General features: G+C 73.3%; 15 protein-coding genes and 1 pseudogene. 9 read left to right on the top strand and 7 right to left on the bottom strand.

Annotated elements, in window-relative coordinates:
* Positions 1-17: 17 nt before the first annotated feature.
* Together OG485_RS32485 and OG485_RS32480 are read right to left on the bottom strand one after the other, a co-directional pair.
* On the bottom strand, positions 18-1,427 hold the full coding sequence (locus OG485_RS32485) for an RICIN domain-containing protein (protein ID WP_328674745.1): 1,410 nt from the start codon (positions 1,425-1,427) through the stop codon (positions 18-20).
* A 136-nt stretch (positions 1,428-1,563) separates the two neighbouring features.
* Positions 1,564-2,517 carry a LysR family transcriptional regulator gene (locus tag OG485_RS32480; RefSeq protein ID WP_328672138.1) on the bottom strand — a complete coding sequence of 318 codons (954 nt, stop codon included), beginning with the start codon at positions 2,515-2,517 and terminating at the stop codon, positions 1,564-1,566.
* 106 nt (positions 2,518-2,623) lie between these two features.
* Between OG485_RS32480 and OG485_RS32475 the strand changes: the two genes are divergently transcribed.
* Both OG485_RS32475 and mmuM read left to right on the top strand, forming a co-directional pair.
* Positions 2,624-3,451: an oxidoreductase gene (locus OG485_RS32475; protein WP_328672137.1), complete on the top strand. Its 828-nt coding sequence runs from the start codon at positions 2,624-2,626 to the stop codon at positions 3,449-3,451.
* Between the two features lie 162 nt (positions 3,452-3,613).
* Positions 3,614-4,540, top strand: coding sequence for a homocysteine S-methyltransferase (gene mmuM / locus OG485_RS32470; protein ID WP_328672136.1), 927 nt, complete (start codon positions 3,614-3,616; stop codon positions 4,538-4,540).
* 119 nt (positions 4,541-4,659) lie between these two features.
* Here mmuM and OG485_RS32465 read toward each other — a convergent pair whose 3' ends face one another.
* Entirely contained in the window at positions 4,660-6,570 is a 1,911-nt protein-coding gene (locus OG485_RS32465) for a carboxylesterase/lipase family protein (protein WP_328672135.1), read from the bottom strand.
* A gap of 169 nt (positions 6,571-6,739) precedes the next feature.
* Complete coding sequence (locus tag OG485_RS32460; protein ID WP_328672134.1) at positions 6,740-7,429, bottom strand: ThuA domain-containing protein; 690 nt, start codon at positions 7,427-7,429, stop codon at positions 6,740-6,742.
* Between the two features lie 84 nt (positions 7,430-7,513).
* Here OG485_RS32460 and OG485_RS32455 point away from each other — a divergent pair, with 84 nt between their 5' ends.
* Entirely contained in the window at positions 7,514-7,927 is a 414-nt protein-coding gene (locus tag OG485_RS32455; RefSeq protein ID WP_328672133.1) for a VOC family protein, read from the top strand.
* A 9-nt stretch (positions 7,928-7,936) separates the two neighbouring features.
* Here OG485_RS32455 and OG485_RS32450 read toward each other — a convergent pair.
* Positions 7,937-8,589, bottom strand: a pseudogene (locus tag OG485_RS32450) (helix-turn-helix domain-containing protein).
* Between the two features lie 275 nt (positions 8,590-8,864).
* Positions 8,865-9,806: an AraC family transcriptional regulator gene (locus tag OG485_RS32445; protein ID WP_443048954.1), complete on the bottom strand. Its 942-nt coding sequence runs from the start codon at positions 9,804-9,806 to the stop codon at positions 8,865-8,867.
* 153 nt (positions 9,807-9,959) lie between these two features.
* On the opposite strand from OG485_RS32445, the gene OG485_RS32440 reads away from it, so the two are divergent.
* Positions 9,960-10,793 carry an NAD(P)H-binding protein gene (locus tag OG485_RS32440; RefSeq protein ID WP_328672131.1) on the top strand — a complete coding sequence of 278 codons (834 nt, stop codon included), beginning with the start codon at positions 9,960-9,962 and terminating at the stop codon, positions 10,791-10,793.
* A 16-nt stretch (positions 10,794-10,809) separates the two neighbouring features.
* Here the strand turns inward: OG485_RS32440 and OG485_RS32435 are convergent, their stop codons facing one another.
* Positions 10,810-11,988, bottom strand: coding sequence for a YihY/virulence factor BrkB family protein (locus OG485_RS32435; RefSeq protein ID WP_328672130.1), 1,179 nt, complete (start codon positions 11,986-11,988; stop codon positions 10,810-10,812).
* Between the two features lie 17 nt (positions 11,989-12,005).
* Between OG485_RS32435 and OG485_RS32430 the strand changes: the two genes are divergently transcribed.
* The 5 genes from OG485_RS32430 (at position 12,006) to OG485_RS32410 (ending at position 17,597) form a co-directional block, all read left to right on the top strand.
* Complete coding sequence (locus tag OG485_RS32430; RefSeq protein WP_328672129.1) at positions 12,006-13,640, top strand: acyl-CoA dehydrogenase family protein; 1,635 nt, start codon at positions 12,006-12,008, stop codon at positions 13,638-13,640.
* A 258-nt stretch (positions 13,641-13,898) separates the two neighbouring features.
* Positions 13,899-15,194 (top strand): GAF domain-containing protein, encoded by a 1,296-nt coding sequence (locus OG485_RS32425; RefSeq protein ID WP_328672128.1) that lies wholly within the window; start codon positions 13,899-13,901, stop codon positions 15,192-15,194.
* A 160-nt stretch (positions 15,195-15,354) separates the two neighbouring features.
* Complete coding sequence (locus tag OG485_RS32420) at positions 15,355-16,701, top strand: hypothetical protein (RefSeq protein WP_328672127.1); 1,347 nt, start codon at positions 15,355-15,357, stop codon at positions 16,699-16,701.
* A gap of 76 nt (positions 16,702-16,777) precedes the next feature.
* Positions 16,778-17,350, top strand: a complete 573-nt coding sequence (locus OG485_RS32415; RefSeq protein ID WP_328672126.1) for a GNAT family N-acetyltransferase — start codon at positions 16,778-16,780, stop codon at positions 17,348-17,350.
* A gap of 163 nt (positions 17,351-17,513) precedes the next feature.
* A complete protein-coding gene (locus OG485_RS32410) occupies positions 17,514-17,597 on the top strand; it encodes a putative leader peptide (protein WP_309486338.1) in 84 nt (27 codons plus the stop codon).
* Positions 17,598-17,635: the final 38 nt, after the last annotated feature.

The raw sequence follows: 17,635 nt of genomic DNA, 5'->3' as shown, positions 1-17,635 counted from the left end.
GCGGTACCGCCCCCGCGTCAAGTCCCGCGCGTCCACTGCTGGTTGGTTCCCCCGTTGCAGGTGTACGTGATGAGCGGGGCGGAGTTGGCGGTGGAGGCGCCGGACACGTCCAGGCACTCGCCGGACGCCCTGGCCTTGAGGAGCACATAGCCGCCCGATGCCGTCACCGACCACTGCTGGGCGGTGGTGCCGGAGCAGTCCTCCTGGCTGACGCCGGTGCCGTTCTCGGTCAGGCACAGGGAACTGGCCCGGCCCATCAGCTCGTAGTAGCCGCTGCCGAGGGACTTGAACCAGAACTTCTGGTTCCCTCCGCCGTTGCAGGTGTACTGGGCGAGCGCGATCCCCTGCCACAGCGACTGGTTCGGGACGTCCGCGCACTTGCCGGAGTGACGGGCCGTCAGGGTCTCGTAGGCGGCGCTCGTCGCGCTGACGGTCCCGGCGGCCGCGTCGACTCCGATCTCCGGCGACCAGGACAGGGACATCGTGGTGGACGTCGGGAAGGTGAGCGGCAGCCAGACGTACCGGGAGTCGTCGACCGTGCCGCCGAACGCGTCGCCCCAGCGGTCGCCCATGTAGAGGTAGGAGGTGCCCGAAGTCCCCTGGACGGGAAGGACGTACGCGGTCTGCGAGCCGTACGCCGTGGAGTCACCGACGTTCGCCATCGCGCTCCAGGGGCCGGCGAGCGAGGTGGCGGTGGCGTACTGCTGCTGGTTGGGACTCCAGCCGGTGGCGGCCGAGGTCAGCATGAAGTAGACGCCGCCCCGCTTGAACAGCGCGGGTGCCTCGCGGTGTCCGCCGTGCCAGGGGTCGGCGACCAGGGCCGCGATGCCGGTGTAGTCGGCGGTGAGCCGGTAGATCTGGAGGTCGTAGTTCTCGCGGGCGGCGGAGACCATGTAGCCGGTTCCGTCGGTGTCGACGAAGGTCGTGATGTCACGGGACATGTACTGGCCGAGCGGCTGGAAGCTGCCCCGATAGGTATAGGCGCCGTCCACGGTGTCCGAGACGGCGACGGCGGCACGCGCCTCGCTGTAGTCGACGCCGTTCTCCTTGTGCATCCACATGACGAACGTGCCGTTGGACGCGTTGTACATGACCTTGGGCCGCTCGATGTAGGCCGTGCCCAGTTCGGCGGCGCTGGACCGGGTCAGGACATGGTTGCGGAACTCCCAGTTCTTCAGGTCGGTGGAGCGGTAGGCGTCGACGTACCGGAAGGTGTTGTCGGCGTCGCGGTTCTCGCCGAACCAGTAGTAGTAGCCGCCCACTTTGAGGACCCCGCCGCCGTGCGCGTGTACCGGGGCGCCCGAAGTGTCCGTGAACTGCGTGCCGTTGGTGACGGTCTGGACAGCCGCCAGGGCGGGAGCGGCGGTGAGAAGTCCCCCGGCGAGGGCGAGACAGAGGGCGACGAGGAGGGCGTACGCACGTCTCAGCGCGTGACGCTTCGTGCGGCTCGTCCGAAGGGGACTGATGGTGCGGCTCATGCGGTGACCGTCCGTCCGGTATGCCGAACAATATCTGCGATTACGAACGTTGCCGCCGAAAAAGTAAGCGCGTGCTACGACGAGGTCAACGGTGCGGACGGGATCGGTCCTGCCGAGTGGGGCCCGTGGGTCGGACGGGCCGGTGCCCCGAGGCGAGGCGGCTCGCTTCGGCGTAGGCCCGGACCAGTGGGCGCCGGTCGTCCGCGCGCCAGGCGAGCGCCAGTCTGCTCGGCGTGATGCCGTACACCGGGCGGGTCACGACACCGCCCCGGGTGAGCAGCGGCGCGTTCCCCGCGGCGAGCAGGCAGACGCCCCGGCCGTCCACGAGGGCCTCGTACGTCTCGTCGGCGTTCGCGGCCTCGGCGCCGATCCTCGCCGGGTGCCCGAGGCGGTCGTCGAGCGCGAGCCAGTACGCGCGCAGCACTCCGGCGGACTCGGGGATGGCGATGAACGGTTCCTCGAGAAGGTCCGCGAAGTCGATCTCCTCACGGTCCGCGAGGAGATGCGTGTCCGGCAGCGCGACATGCCGGGGTTCCTCGGCCACCACCACCCACGCGTAACGTTCCTCCTCCGGCATCGGCAGCCACACGAACGCCACGTCCACCGAACCGTCCGCGAGCCCGGCGCTGGAGTCCGCCCAGCTCACCTGCCGCAGCTCGATCCTGGCGTCCGGACACGCCTCGCCGAACCGGGACCTGATGGCCGGCAGCAGACCGCCCCGCCCCGGGCTGGTACTCATGCCGACGACCAGGGTCGCCCGTTGCTCGGCCTTGGCGCGTTCCACGGCGTCGGCCGCGCCGGCCCACTCGGCGAGGACCCGGCGCGCATGAGGCAGCAGGGCGGCACCCACGGCGGTCAACCGCACGCCCTGGTGGTCCCGTTCGAACAGCTCGGCGCCCAATTGCCGTTCCAGCGCACGGATCTGCTTGCTGAGGGCCGGCTGGGAGACGAAGAGGCGCTCGGCGGCGCGCGTGAAGTGCAGCTCCTCCGCGACGGCGACGAAATAGCGCAGGTCCCGCCCGTGAACGTCCATGGCCATAACCATGGGTTATCACGAAGGGTCTTGGACGGGCGAGCGGGCGCGGGGCCAGGCTCGACTCATCGGAAGCAGGACAGCGGACGAAAAGACGACCAGGGAGTCGGACATGAGCAAGGTGTGGCTGATCACGGGTGCGAGCAGCGGTTTCGGCCGGGCGTTCACCGAGGCGGCCGTCGGCCGGGGCGATGTCGTGGTGGCCACGGCCCGCAGGCCCGAGGCGCTGGCCGGTCTGGTGGCGGCTCACCCCGATCAGGTCGAGGCGCTCGCCCTCGACGTGACGGACCCGGCGGGCATCGACTCCGTCGTGGCCGATGTCGTCGACCGGCACGGGCGGATCGACGTGCTGGTCAACAACGCGGGCCGCACTCATGTGGGCGCCGCGGAGGAGACCACGGACGCGGAGCTGCGGTCCCTCTTCGAACTGCACTTCTTCGGGCCCGCCGCGCTGGTACGGGCCGTGCTGCCGCACATGCGGGAACGGCGCTCGGGGGCGATCGTCCAGATGAGCAGCATGGGCGGGCAGATGACGTACCCCGGGTTCGCGGCGTACTGCGCCACGAAGTTCGGTCTGGAAGGCTTCTCCGACGCGCTGGCGGCCGAGGTGGCGCCGCTCGGCATCAAGGTGCTGATCGTGGAGCCCGGCGCGTTCCGTACGAACCTGATGGGCGCGGCCGGGGCCAGCGAGGAGATCGCCGACTACGCGGACACGGTGGGCCCGACCCGGCAGGCCGTGGCCGCCGGTGACGGGGACCAGCCCGGCGATCCGGCGAAGGGTGTGGCCGCGGTCCTGGCCGCCCTCGCCGACGACGGCACTCCGCTGCGGCTGCCGCTCGGCGGAGACGGGGTGGACGCCGTCCTCGGTCACCTGGACGCGCAGCGCGCGGAGATCACCGCCTGGGAGAAGCTCACGCGGGACACGGCCTTCGAGGCGTGAGACCCCGGCGACGGTCGGAGCCATGGTGACCGGACGACGCTCGGGCCCCGGCCGCCGGACGACGGTGGACCGCCGGTGATCAGGTCCTCGGTCCGGGCCGGTGATCGTGGCGGGGCACGGTCGCGGAGACCGGCTTCCCCTCGCATCGACTAGCGTCGTGACATGAACAGCGACTCCACCCCCGCCTTCGCCGACGCGCTCTCCTCGGGCACGGTCGTGCTCGACGGAGGCATGTCCAACCAGCTCGAAGCGGCCGGGCACGATCTCGGCGACGCCCTGTGGTCGGCGCGGCTGCTCGCGGACCGGCCCGAGGCGATCGTCGAGGCGCATCTCGCCTACTACGAGGCGGGCGCGGACGTGGCGATCACCTCCAGTTACCAGGCGACGTTCGAGGGCTTCGCCCGGCGTGGTGTCCCGCGCGAGCGGGGTGCCGAACTGCTCGGCCTGAGCGTCGAGTCGGCGCGCGAGGCCGCTCGGCGCGCGCACGCGAAGGGCGTCACGCGGCCCCTGTGGGTCGCCGCGTCGGTCGGTCCGTACGGGGCGATGCTCGCGGACGGTTCGGAGTACCGGGGGCGGTACGGGCTGAGCGTCGCGGAACTGGAGCGGTTCCACCTGCCGCGCCTGGAGGTGCTGGCCGCCGCCGCGCCCGACGTGCTGGCGCTGGAGACGGTCCCGGACGCGGACGAGGCGCGGGCACTGCTCCGGGCGGTGCGCGGGCTCGGCGTACCGGCGTGGCTGTCGTACAGCGTGGCCGGTGACCGTACACGGGCCGGACAGCCGCTGGAGGAGGCCTTCGCGCTGGCCGCCGAGGCGGACGAGGTCATCGCGGTCGGGGTCAACTGCTGTGCTCCCGCCGACGTCGACGCGGCCGTCGCCACGGCCGCGCGCGTGACCGGAAAACCGGTCGTGGTCTACCCGAACAGCGGCGAGACCTGGGACGCGACGGCCCGCTCCTGGACCGGGAGCTCCACGTTCACGGCCGCCCAGGTCGGCGGGTGGGAGCGGGCCGGGGCCCGGCTGATCGGCGGCTGCTGCCGGGTGGGCCCGGAGGCGATCACGGGGATCGCGTCGGCGCTGCGAGCCGCCTGAGCCCGCGCGCCGCCCAGGCCCCGCCCCCGGCCCGGAGCGGCTTCGGGCCGGGGGCCCGGGGCCGCACCCCGGCTCGGAGCCACCTCGGCGTACCGGCCGGCGCCAGGGCGGGGGCGGGGTCAGCGCCGTCCCGGGCCGCCCGAGCGGCGGAAGCGTCGTACGGCCGCCAGCGGTGTCGTGATGCGCACGGGCTCGTCGATGCCGGGAGAGGCGGACGCTCCGTCCACCGCCCCGGGCGGGCTGTCCGCGCTCTTGCCGGCGGTCTTGTCGGCAGTCCTGGCGGCGGGACCGCCCGAGGGTCCGTCGGCAGTCCCGGGGATGGGACCGCCCGTACCGGCGCCGGTCCCGGCGACGGTACGGGCGGCGGGGCCGGGGTCCGCGTCGACGGAGGGCTGTACGGCGGTTCCGAGCGGGGACGTGCCGACGGCCCCGACCGTGGATCTGCCGGTCTGCCTGCGGGTGGGGCCGCTCGCGGGCCCGGCCGCGGCTCTGGCCGACTCGGCCTCCCACAGGGCGAGTTCGCGGTCGCGCGGGCCGTGCACGGTGTGCGGGGCACCGGCGCCGAAGACCCGGACCGGGTGCGAGGGGTCCCAGGCGGCCCACCCCGGGTCGCCGTCGGCCGCGAACCGCACCCACGCGCCGTGCATGGCGTCCGCCAGCTCCTGCGGAGCGCCCTCGCCCGCGAGTTTCGCCGCCTCCGGTACGCCGGCGGTGTCGAAGACGAAGCCCAGTTCCAGGGCGTGACAGGCACCGAGGCCGGGCACGTTGGACGGCCAGGCGAACTCGTAGACGTGCGCCGGGGCCCGGCCGCCGGGGACGTCCGCGTCGAGGGACGCGGTCGGCGTGCCGCTCCGCGCGTCGGCGAGGCGGTGCAACGGTACCCGCAGGAGATGGTCGGTGATCATCTGGCCGACGAGATCGGCGGTGCCCGCCTCGGGACGGAGGGCGCGGTAACCGCGGGGCACCTCGTGCCCGCAGTGGCAGCGGGCCATCGCACCGGCCAGGGCGACCGGGCCGAGCCGGTCGACGCGCTCCAGGAGCCCGCCGGGCACGAGCCACAGCCGGTACTCGTCACGGGTCCAGCCGAGCAGGAGGCCGACGTCCGCCGCGGCGCCCTCGACGAGGGCCTGAAGCGGGTCCCGGGGCACGAGGTCGCCGTCCACGACGATGCCGAAGGCGGGACCGCCGAGCACCGGACTGCTGAGCCGGCCCACGTCGGCCTGGGTGCGCAGGAGCAGGTCGCGGTCGACGGCGGCGAACGCCTCCGCCGTCGCGGGGATCTTCAGCCGCGTGGCCATCCTGCGCACCATGCGGCGCACCTTGTCGCGTTCACTCGCCTCGGGCGGCCCGCTCTGGAGGACCGCCCGGTGGAACAGGCCCCGGGCGCGCGGGCTCGCGAGCAGCGCGCCGATGCTGATGGCCCCGGCGGACTCGCCGAAGACGGTCACCCGGCCGGGGTCTCCGCCGAACCGGGCGACGGACTCCCGCACCCATTCCAGCGCGGCGAGCTGGTCGCGCAGCCCGGGGTTCGCGGGCGCGTCCGGGAAGAGGCCGAAGCCCTCCACGCCCAGGCGGTAGTTGACGGACACGAGGACCACGCCGTCACGGGCGAAGGCGTGCCCGTCGTACACCGGTACGGCCGAGGAACCGCGGGTCAGCGCGCCGCCGTGGATCCACACCATGACGGGGAGGCGGGCGGCGGGGTCCGGCGCCGGAGTCCACACGTTGAGACCGAGGCAGTCGTCACCGGGGACGACGGGGTCGGCGAGGAGCCGGGCGAACGCTTCGGAGTACGGCGGCTTCGGCGGGGTCGGTCCGAAGGCTCCCGCGTCCCGGACCCCGTCCCAGGGCTCGGGCGGCTCGGGCGGGCGAAAGCGGCGGGCGCCGAAGGGCGGGGCCGCGTAGGGGATGCCCCGGAAGACCGCGATCCCCTTCTCGTACCGGCCGCGCACCGCTCCGTAAGGGGTGGAGACCACCGGGTCCCTCGTCTCCGCCACCGGATCAACCGAGTCCACCGAGTCCGCCGCCATCCGGGACCAGCTCCTCACCGTCGCGCGCTGTAGAGATCAGAGCACCACATCGCGTCCCGGTATTCCTGCGGAGGTCACCTGTCCGGCCCGTACCGCGGTACGACACGGGCCGGTCCGCCGGCCGCGAGCGGCCCCGCGCCGGGTTCCGGCGCCGGGTTCCGGCGCCGGGTCAGGCTCCCTGGCCCGGAGCAGCCGCCGAGGGCTCCCTTGCCGCCCAGAGGATGCCGCCGAGCAGGTGTCCGAGGAAGTCAGGGTCCTCGTACGCCTCCACGGCGTGGCCGAGCGCGGTGTAGAAGACCCGGCCCGCGCCCTGTTCCCGGCACCACACCAGCGGGTGGTCGCCGCCCATTCCCCCGCCCTCGTAGGACGCTTCGTCTGCGGAGGCGAGCACGCGCACGCCGTACGCGTCGCGCGGGTTGGTCCGGAAGTCGTACCATTCGTCCGTGACATCCCAGACCGGCGGCAGGAGCCGGGTCGCGGGATGTCCGTGGTCCTCGACGACGACCCTGCCCGGCTGGAGGTCCGGGTGCCTCTCGAAGCGGGCGCCGAGCAGTTCTCCGTAGTGGGGCCAGTCGTACTCGGTGCAGGCGGCGGCGTGCACCCCGACGAAGCCGCCACCGCCCTCGACGTGGGCCGCCAGCCGGTCACGGCCCCGCGGCGTCAGCACCTCGCCGCTCGTCGACAGGAAGACGACGGCCGCGTACGGGTCGAGGGGGGCCTCGAAGACCTCGGGGTCCTCGGTGGCGTCGGCCTCGAAGCCGTGCGTGTGGCCGAGGGCCCGCACGGCGCCCACCGCGGCCGGGATCGAGTCGTGCCGGTAGCCGGTCGTACGGGTGTACACGAGAACGCGGAAGACCATCTCCGGAGCCTAAGGGCGCGCGTTCGCCGGGCGCTGTCCGTTTCGTTCAAGACCGGACGCCGGGGACCCTCCTACGGTGGCCGTATGACTCCACGATTCGAAGTGATCGGGCTGGCCGTCTCCGACATGGCCGCCTCCCTCGCCTTCTACGGCCGTCTCGGGCTCGTGTTCCCCGCGGGCGCGGAGAACGAGCCGCACGTCGAGGCCGAACTGCCCGGCGGGCTGCGCCTCGCGCTGGACACGGAGGACACCATCAGGTCGTTCCACACCGGGTGGCGGCCTCCGAGCGGCGGCGGCAGGGTGTCGCTCGCCTTCCGCTGCGAGGACCCCGCCGAGGTCGACTCCGTGTACGAGGGCCTCGTCGGCGCGGGCCACCACGGCGAACTCAAGCCGTGGGACGCCTTCTGGGGCATGCGGTACGCCGTCGTGCACGACCCGGACGGCAACGGCGTCGACCTGTTCGCCCCGCTGCCGGGAGGGCCGACGCCCGCGCAGTAGCCGGGCCCGTCACCGGTGACCGACCAGCTCACCGAGCGGCGCTCCCGCCAACTCCCTTACTTCTCGCGCCAGATGAGCCTGGTCGGCGAACCCGGCGCGCAGCGCGGTCTCCGCGAAGGGCACGCCGTCACGGGCGAGGGCGAGAGCCCGCTGAAGTCGCAGGACCCGGGCCAGGGTTTTGGGTCCGTACCCGAAGGCGGCGAGCGAGCGGCGGTGCAACCGCCGTGCCCCCAGGCCCAGTCGGTCGGCCGTCTCGGCGACCGGGCGTCCCGCGTCCAGGGCGGCCACCACTTCCCTGAGCAGCGGATCGGGGGGATCGGCCTCGGCCGCCCGGAGCAGCGCGAGCTCTTCGAGCGCGTCCACGGGGTCGGCCGCCGCGTCGATCCGCGCGGTGAGGCGGCGCACCTCGGCGGCGGGCCACAGCTCGGTCAGCTCCACGCGCCGGTCCCGGAGTTCGTCGGCGGGCACGCCCAGGTACGCGGGTGCCGTGCCGGGGTAGAAGCGGACGCCCGCCCAGCCGCCGGGCACGCCGTCCGGGAGGTGGGGCCGTGTGTCGGGACCGGCGACGAGCAACCGCCCCCGGGTCCACAGCAGATCCATGCAGCCGTCGGGGAGCACGGCGTCCCGCGCGGTGACGGAAGCGTGCCGGGCGGCCGAAGGATCGTCCCGGATCGAACCCTCGCCCTCGAACCCGCGGACGAACGCGGCCGTCCCCTCCGCACCGGACGCGGACGCACGCTCCACCAAGCCCGCGCTTCCCGCCTCCGCACCCCGCGCGGCCGGCTCGCCGAGGTGGGCGGCCCCCGCCTCCGTGCCCGGCGTCAGGCGCGCGGGTGCCGCCTCGGCCCCGCCGTCGGGCGCGGGACCGTTCAGGACACGGCTCCAGAGCACCGCGCCCGGCAGCCGGGACGCCCGTTCCGCGTACATGCCCGCCAGGCTACGCCGGGCGGGCCCGGTGCTCCTGCGGGCTGACGCCGTAGACCCGCTTGAAGGCGCTGGAGAGCGCGAAGGCGCTGCCGTAGCCGACGTGGCGGGCGATCGTCTCCAGGGTGTCGTCGCTCTCGCGGAGCCGGTCGGCGGCGGCGGCGAGACGCCAGCCGGTCAGGTACGTCATCGGGGGTTCCCCGACGAGTTCGCCGAAGCGTCTGGCCAGCGCGGCGCGGGAGACGCCGGTCTCGGCGGCGAGCCCGCCGACCGTCCAGGGGCGGGCCGGGTCGCCCTGGAGGAGCCGGAGCGCGCGGCCCACGACCGGGTCCGCGAGGGCCTGGTACCAGGCGGGTGCCGCGGCCTCGGGGCGGGAGAACCAGGCCCGCAGGGCGGTGATCATCAGCAGGTCGAGGAGCCGGTCGAGGACGACCTCCTGGCCGGGCTCGTCGCGCGTCATCTCGGCTGCGAGGATCGGGGTCAGCGGGCATTCCCACACGTCGGAGGGGAGCGCGAGCAGCGGCGGCAGGGCGTCGAGCAGCCGGCCGTTGACCTCGCCCCGCATCATGTACGTCCCGATCAGCAGCACCGTGGAGCCGTCGAGCCGGTCGCCCCAGCTGCGGACGCCGAGGTCCCAGTGGCCTTTCAGCGAGCGTCCGTCCGGGTAGGCGCACTCGCCGCCCGGCAGGATCACGGCCTGGGGCGGGGTGCCCGGGTCGTCGGCGCAGACGTACGGGTCGGGGCCGCGCGCGATGGCGAGGTCACCGGCCCGCAGCCGCAGCCCCTCGCCCCGGTCCGGTACGACCCGGACGTCACCGCGGACCACCAGCATGATCGTCAGGGGGGCGCGGTCCTCGACGCGTACGCACCACGGCGGGTCGAAGCACGCTCGGATCATGAAGGCGCCCCGTGCGCGTGGCCCTTCCAGCAGGCTCGCGAGGGGGTCCCCCCGCATGAGCGGGTCCGAGCGCGGCGGAGCGTCCATGCGGCCAGCGTAGACGGGGGCCCGGGCAGCCGTGGAGGACCGTGGAAGACCGTGGACGACCGCTTATGGGAATGAGCTGTTCGCCGATGGTTCCCTGCCGGGGACGGCAGTTGACTGGGCCGCATGACAGAGAACACGCGGGACATGACGGTGCTGGTGACAGGCGCCACCGGGCGGACCGGGAGCCGGGTCGCACAAGCCGCGCGGGCGGCGGGACTGACGGTCCGGGCCGCCTCGCGCGCCACGGGCTTCGACTGGGAGGACGCCTCGACGTGGGCCGGGACGCTGAGCGGCGCCGACGCCGCCTACCTGGCGCATCCCACGGACGTCGGCTCGCCGGCGGCCACGAAGGCGGTCGGGGCCCTGGCCCGGGAGGCGATGGGGCTCGGAGTGCGGCGGCTGGTGCTTCTGTCGGCGCGGGGCGAGGACCGGGCCCGGCCGACCGAGGAGGCGCTGGCGACGTCCGGCGCGGACTGGACGATCGTACGAGCGTCGTGGTTCTCGCAGAACTTCAGCGAGGGCCCGCTGGTCGAGGGGCTGCGCCATGGGGAGCTGGTCTTCCCGGCGGGCGAGGTGCGGGAGCCGTTCATCGACGTCCGGGACATCGCCGACGTCGTGGTGGCCGCGCTGACCGGGGGCGACCGGTACACCGGCCAGGAGCTCGAGATCACGGGGCCCCGGCTGCTGACCTTCCGGGAGGCGGTCGCGGAGATCTCGCGGGCCACGGGCGAGGAGCTGGCGTACACACCCGTGACGGCGCGGCGGTACGGCGACACGCTGGCCGGTTTCGGCGTGCCGGCCGAGGAGGCCGGGTTCCTCGTCGAGCTCTTCGGGAGCCTCCTCGACGGCCGCAACTCCCACCTCTCGGACGGCGTCGGAAAGATCCTCGGCCGCGCGCCGCGGGACTTCACCGACTTCGCGCGGGAGGCCGCGGCGGCCGGGGCGTGGAAGGCCTGACGGTCCCTGCCCGGACTCACTCCTCCGGAGGGTGCTCCGTGCCGTTCTTCGGGGCGCGGTGGGTGTGGTGGGTGTGGTGGGTGTTCTTGGCGTGGGTGCGCAGGCGGGACGTCACGTCCTCCGGGGGCAGGAAGCGCGACCAGCGTTCCGGGAACTCGGAGGGCATGTCGGGGTCGTCCGGATCGGCGTCGTAGGAGCGGTGCGCGGCGGCGCGGGCCACGTACTCGGCGGCCTGGGCCTCGCGCAGCCGTTCGTTGGCGGCGCGGGCCGCGGCGGTGGCGGCGGCCGGCCAGACCCGGTCGATGGCGGCGTTGACGGCCGCGCCGACCAGGACGGCGAAGGCGGCGACGCCGATCCACAGCAGGACGGCCACCGGGGCGGCGAGGGAGCCGTAGATGGTGGGGCCCTCGATGGTGTTGGTCAGGTAGATGCGCAGCAGGAAGCTGCCGAGGACCCACATGGCGAGGGCGACCAGGGCGCCCGGCACGTCCTCGACCCACGGGGACCGGACGGGGACGGACACGTGGTAGAGGGTCGTCAGGAAGGCGACCGACAGGACGATGACGACGGGCCAGTACAGGACCTGGACGACGGTCGTCGACCACGGCACGACGTTCACCACGGCGTCCGGGCCCGCCACCATCAGCGGGAGCAGGACGGAGCCGATCAGCAGGGCCACGATGAACAGCAGGAAGGACATCACCCGGGTCTTCACGATGCCCCGGGTGCCGTCGAGCCCGTACATCACGGTGATGGTGTCGACGAAGACGTTGACCGCGCGCGAGCCCGACCACAGGGCGAACAGAAAGCCGAGGGAGATGATGTCGGGCCGGCCGCCCTTCATCACGTCGTGCAGGATCGGCTCCGCGATCTGGTGCACGCCCTTCTGCGTCAGCACCGTGCGGGACGCGTCCAGGATGTTGGACTCCAGGCTGGCGATGGTGTCGGCGCCGGTCCAGGCGTCCACGTATCCGAGCAGCCCGATCATGCTCAGCAGCAGCGGCGGCACGGACAGGAGCGTGAAGAAGGCGGCCTCGGCCGCCAGCCCCAGGATCCGGTACTCCATGCACGAGTTGACGGTGTCCTTGATCAGCAGCCAGGCGGTCCTGCGTTTGGAGACGTTCCGATAGAGCGCGCGAGCGCGGTGAAAGCGGCCGGAGCGTGGCCGTTCGGAGGTTTCTTTTGCCTGGTGCACGTCCTTACGGTAGCGGTATGCCAGCCAGCACCCACACCGTGACCAACCAGGCTCCGCCCCTGGTGGGATATGACGTATTCGCCGCCGACCGGGCCCTCGGCGAGGCGGTCGTCCGGCACCTCGATCCGGAGCTCCTCGAGGGGGCGCGCGAGGAACTGTCGGCACTCGGCCGGACGACGGGTTCCGCCCAGGTCCAGGAGTGGGGTGCGCTGGCCAACGAGAATCCGCCGAAGCTGCGCACCCACGACCGCTACGGCAACCGGATCGACGAGGTCGACTTCCACCCGTCCTGGCACCGCCTCCTCGGCAAGGGCGTGTCGGCGGGGCTGACGTCGGCCTGGACCCGCCCCGGCGGGCACGTCAGGCGCGCGGCGGGCTTCGTGGTCTGGACGCAGGCCGAGGCGGGCAACGGCTGTCCGCTGTCGATGACCCACGCGGCGGTGCCCGCGCTGCGCACCGACCCGGCGCTCGCCGCCGAGTGGGAGCCGCGGCTGACGGCCACCGTCTACGACCAGGAGCTGCGGCCCGCCGCTCGGAAGGCCGGCGTGCTCTTCGGTATGGGCATGACCGAGAAGCAGGGCGGCAGCGACGTACGCGCCAACACGACCGAGGCCCGGCCGCTCGCCGAGGACGGGACGTACGCGCTGACCGGGCACAAGTGGTTCTGCTCGGCGCCGATGTCGGACGGCTTCCTGGTGCTGGCGCAGGCTCCGGGCGGGCTGACCTGCTTCCTGGTGCCGCGCGTCCTGGAGGACGGCACCAGGAACGTCTTCCGTATCCAGCGGCTCAAGGACAAGCTCGGCAACCGGTCCAACGCGTCGAGCGAGGTCGAGTTCGACGGGACGTGGGCGCGCCGGGTGGGCGAGGAGGGGCGCGGGGTCCGCACCATCATCGGGATGGTCGCGGCGACCCGGCTGGACTGTGTGCTCGGCTCGGCCTCGCTGATGCGGCAGGCGGTCGCGCAGGCGATCCATCACTGCACCTACCGCGAGGCGTTCGGCGGCCGGCTCGTCGACAAGCCGCTGATGCGCAACGTCCTCGCCGATCTGGCGCTGGAGTCGGAGGCCGCGACGACTCTGGCGATGCGGCTCGCGGCGGCGTACGACGACGGGAGCGAGCAGGAGCGGGCGTTCCTGCGGCTCGCGGTGCCCGCCGCCAAGTACTGGGTGACCAAACGGTGTACGCCGGTCGCGGTGGAGGCGCTGGAGTGCCTGGGCGGCAACGGGTACGTCGAGGAGTCGGGAATGCCGCGGCTGTTGCGGGAGTCGCCGCTCAACTCCATCTGGGAGGGCGCGGGCAATGTGCAGGCGCTGGACGTCCTGCGCGCTCTGCAGCGGGAGCCGGGGGCTCTGGACGCGTATCTGCGGGAGGTGGGCCGGGCCCGCGGCGCCGACCACCGGCTGGACGGGGCCATCAAGAACCTGCTGACGGAACTCGCCGATCTGGACGGCATCGAGGCCCGTGCCCGCCGGCTGGTCGAGCGGATCGCGCTGGTGCTCCAGGGGTCGCTGCTCGTCCGGTACGCGCCCCCGGAGGTCGCCGACGTGTTCTGCGCCTCGCGTCTGGGCGGTGACTGGGGCACGGGGTTCGGCACGCTGCCGCACAGTCTGGATCTGGCCACGGTGGTGGAGCGGGCCCGGCCGGTGGCCTGAGGAGAGCACTGACGCGGGGGTGGTGCTGCGCCGACACGGCACCACCCCCGCCGCTCGCCCCGTTCAGGAGCTCGGACACCGCACGGGCGGCATCGCTGTCAGTTTCAAGGAACCTGGTGACCGTGGCGAGAGTTGCAGACCGTTGCATTCCTTTGTGCACCTTGCGCGAAGGCCCGGCGAACGCGGCCGAGAGCAGGCACGATGTGGGATGACGGCGGTGACGCGGCCCGTACGAGGTCCTGGTTTCGGGAGTGCTCTGTGAAGACCACATCGTTCAACCCAGCCCGGTTCGCACCGTCCGACGCGTCCAAGGCCGCGGAGCACCGCCGGCGGACGTGGGCCGCGTCGGTCAAGGGCGAGCCCGGCGTGTTCGCCCCGCGTCCGGTGATCGGCCGGTCCTGGCAAAGAGCGAAACGTTTTGGCATCAACCCCGAACAAGGAACGGACAGTACCCTTCTCCATTCCGACGAACTCGAACACCGGCGGACCTCCACCGCGCTCGCCGATGTGATGCCGACCCTTCACGGCGGCCTCGGGACGGTCGCCGACGCCTCCCTCCAGATCATGGTGGTCACCGACCCCGAGGGCCGGGTGCTGTGGCGCGCGGGGAACCCGGGCGTGCTGCGCCGGGCCGACACCATCTGCCTGGAGGAAGGCGCCGCCTGGAGCGAGGACACCACCGGCACCAACGCCATCGGAACCGCCCTGTCGGCGGACGCCCCCGTCCAGGTGCACTCCGCCGAGCACTTCGTGCGCACCCTGCACGACTGGACGTGCGCCGCCGCGCCCGTCCACGACCCGCGCGACGGACGGCTGCTCGGGATCATCGACGTGAGCGGCCCGGACAGCACCTTTCATCCCGCCACCCTCGCCCTGGTCGACACGGTGTCCAGACTGGCCGAAAGCGAACTGCGCACCGCGCATCTGACGGCCATCGAGCGGCTGCGCGCGGTGGCCGCGCCCCTGCTGTGCCGGCTGGACGGTCCGGCGCTCGTGGTGGACTCCCACGGCTGGCTCGCCGCCGTCACCGGAATGCCGCCCGTGGACCGGGTCCCGCTGCCCGGCTCCTTCGGCGCGGGCCACGTCTGGCTGCCCTCCCTCGGAACATGTGTCGCCGAACCGATGCCCGGCGGCTGGCTGCTGCGCGTCACCGGCGCCGGCGACCTGGGGAGCGCCGGGCGGGTGGTCCTCCACCTCGGCGAACCCCGGCGCCCGCACATCACCGTCTCGGGGACGGCGGGCAGCTGGGCCCAGGACCTGAGCCCGCGCCACGCCGAACTGCTCTACGTCCTCGCCGTGCACCGGCAGGGACGCAGCGCCGCGCAGCTCGCGGTCGACCTCTTCGGCGACCCCACCCGCACGGTCACGGTCCGCGCCGAACTCTCCCGCGTACGCCGCCGGCTCACCGGGCTCCTCGACCACCGGCCGTACCGCTTCCGCGAGGAGGTGGAGGTCGAGGTCCTGCTGCCGGACGACCCCCGGGACCTGCTGCCGCACTCGACCGCGCCCGCGGTGCTCGGAGCACGAGCGACGGCCGGACCGGACCCCTCATGAAGGCGAGAAGGGGTGAAGCGGGCGTATTTCGTGGGCGTCTTCCGCGGTCTTCGACCTGGCCGGGGGGTCTCTGCCGTAGCATCCACTCCACAGGCCACCCCACCCGTCTCTCCGTCAACGCCCTCGGCGGGGGAGGCAGTTGGCCTACCCGGGAGGACGCATGAAGCAGCGCGGCAGACACCGTCGTCGACGAAGAGGACAGGCGCTGCGCGCCACGCTCACCGGAACCGCGCTCGCCCTCACCGCGGCCGCCACCCTGATCAGCACCTCGCAGGCCACCGGCGCCAACAGTCCGGGCGGCCTCACCCCGCTCCGCACCGGCGCCTCCTCGCAGCTGAGCCTGCACGAGAACCTCGCCTCCCGGGACGCGCTCGACACGCTCAGCGGGAACATGGGCGGCAACGTGGGCGTCGACGGCGTCCTGCGCGACGCCGACCGCTCGATGCGGAACACCGCCGACTGCACGGCGGACGAGCGGGCCGCGCTCCCCGTCGAGCCCACGGCCACCCGCGCCTACTGCTGGGGCGACGACGACGCGCGGACATCGGGATGGCAGCCGCGTTCCGTGACGACGTCCGGTGACGCCGACGACGACGGCGCCTGGGGCACGCACCGGGTGATCCTCGCCGGCTGGACACACCGCGACGGCCGGGCGGCCGCACCGGACCGGGACGAGGGACTGGCCCGGATCGCCGTCGTCGACGCGACGGATCCGGACGCCCTCCGCTACCGCTGGGTCCTTCTGGTCGCCCCGCGGGCCGGCGGCAAGGACTTCACGGCGGTGCGCGCCGGCCTCGGCGGCATGGTCTGGTACCAGGACAAGCTGATCGTCACCGCGGACCACGGCGAGGGCCTGCTCGTCTTCGACCTGCACCGGCTGCTGCGGACCGACGTGGACAGTGGCGCCGTGGGCCGGGTGGGCCACGGCTACTCGGCCGCCGGCTACCGGTACGTGCTCCCCGCCATCGGCTCGTACGACCTGGAGGGCGGCTCGTGCACCCGCGACCGTGACCACGCGGTCCCCTGTATCGGCTCGCTCTCCCTCGACCGTACGACCGCACCCGACAGCCTGGTCGCGACGGAGGCCGCGAAGGACCGTCCGGAGCGCACCCGCCTGTGGCGGTACGCGTTCAGCACCGCCGCGTACCGCACCGGACTGCTCGCCGACGCCCAGGGCCATGTGAACGCGGTCGAGGCGTACACGACCAAGGGATCCGGGATCTCCGGCGCCCTCTCGCACCGGTCCGCGGGCGACCGCGAGGCCAAGTGGTACATCGGGCGGCCGTCCGACAGCCGCGCCGGGCACGGGTCCCTGTGGCGTCAGAGCACGGACGGCGCCGAGGCGGCCACGTGCACCGCCGACCAGTCGCACGCCTGCTGGGGCCTCGGCACCGGGTCGCTCTCCTACTGGCAGCAGACCGGCGAGCTGTGGAGTCTCACCGGCGCGGCGGGCCGCAGGGTGCTCTACGCGGTGCCGCTGCCGTCGGTCGACGGCTCGCTCGGATAGCGGAGCCCGCCGCCCGGGGGCGCCGGTCCGCGGACGGCTTTGGAGAGGCGCCCGGTCGCGTGATTCCCTGGCGGTCATGAGCAGCATCAACGTGACCACCTGGTCCCTGGAGCAGACGGCCCCGGCCGACCTGCTCCCCGCGAGCGCGCCCGACGGGGACCTGCGGATCGTCCGCGCCGAGGTCCCCTCGCCCGAGTTCAGCCGCTTCCTGTACGCCTCGGTCGGCGGGGACATCCTCTGGACGGACCGGCTCGCGTGGACGTACGCGCAGTGGCAGGAGGTCCTCGACCGGCCGGGCACGGAGACCTGGGTCGCCTACGACCGGGGGACCCCCGCGGGCTACGTCGAACTCGACGCCCAGGACGACGGGGCCGTGGAGATCGCCTACTTCGGACTCCTGCCCGCGTTCCGCGGCCGCCGGATCGGGGGCCACCTCCTCTCCTTCGGGACCGCACGCGCCTGGGACCTGGCCGAACGCTGGCCGGGGCGGGCCGGTACGAAGCGCGTCTGGCTGCACACGTGCAGCAAGGACGGCGAGCACGCGATGGACAACTACCAGCGCCGCGGCTTCCGGCTCTTCGACACCAAGGTCGAGCAGGAGGAAGAGGCCGCCACACCGGGGCCCTGGCCGGGCGCGCACACCGTCTGACCCGCTTTGTACCGTGGTGACCACGGCTCCCGGCCCTCCTCGCGGCACCGCGGGAGGGCCGGTCATGTGATCGACAACACCCAGGTCTCAAGATCCGGGACATGGATGTCCACATAATGGATGACGGTGGACTGCCCCGAGATCCCCGTGACACGCTTCCGTCATGTCTGGAACTGGAATTGCCTTGGTGAGTCGGCGGCACGTCGACCTCGGCCGCATGTCCAGCGCCATCTGTCCGGCGAGCTGATCAGACCAGCAGCGCCGAGCCCCCTCTTTTTTGCGACC

The organism is Streptomyces sp. NBC_00328 (assembly GCF_036139655.1).
Lineage (GTDB): Bacteria > Actinomycetota > Actinomycetes > Streptomycetales > Streptomycetaceae > Streptomyces.
The sequence above is the reverse complement of the archived record's forward strand: the minus strand, read 5'-3'. Positions and strand labels throughout refer to the sequence as shown.